Origin of the sequence: Hymenobacter sp. HSC-4F20 (assembly GCF_019599275.1) — a bacterium.
Classification (GTDB): Bacteria; Bacteroidota; Bacteroidia; order Cytophagales; family Hymenobacteraceae; genus Hymenobacter.
On record NZ_JAHZTD010000038.1, the window covers coordinates 1 to 419 of the forward strand.

1 protein-coding gene is annotated in these 419 nt (G+C 54.9%); it reads left to right on the plus strand.

What is annotated here, in order from left to right; genetic code table 11:
- Positions 1-64: 64 nt before the first annotated feature.
- Positions 65-419 (plus strand): ABC transporter permease (locus K3G63_RS22620; RefSeq protein ID WP_259404661.1); only part of this gene is annotated, 355 nt, incomplete at its 3' end.

The following is a 419-nucleotide window of genomic DNA, read 5'->3' on the forward strand; positions in this document are numbered from 1 at the left end:
GGTGATCGGAGTTCCGATCGGATTGCTAATCGGCTATTACCGAGGCTTCGTTAGCTCGTTAGCAATGCGCGTGTTCGATTTCGTCCAATCATTTCCTGTGTTCGTGCTGGGGATGGCGTTGGTATCAGTCCTGGGGCAGGAAATCTGGAATGTCGCGATTGCCCTTGCTGTCTTGTTTGTGCCGATGTTTGCTCGGTTGATCCGGGCAGAAACATTGTCCTTACGTGAGCGACCGTTCGTTAGCGCTGCGCGATGCAGTGGAGCAACCGACCTTTCGAACATGTTTCGACATATTCTACCGAACGCCTTTGGTCCGGCGATCGTTCAAATATCCATCAGCATCGGCATGGCCATTCTACTGACGGCAGGCCTTTCATTCGTGGGCGCGGGCGTTCGAATGCCGACGCCCGAGTGGGGGC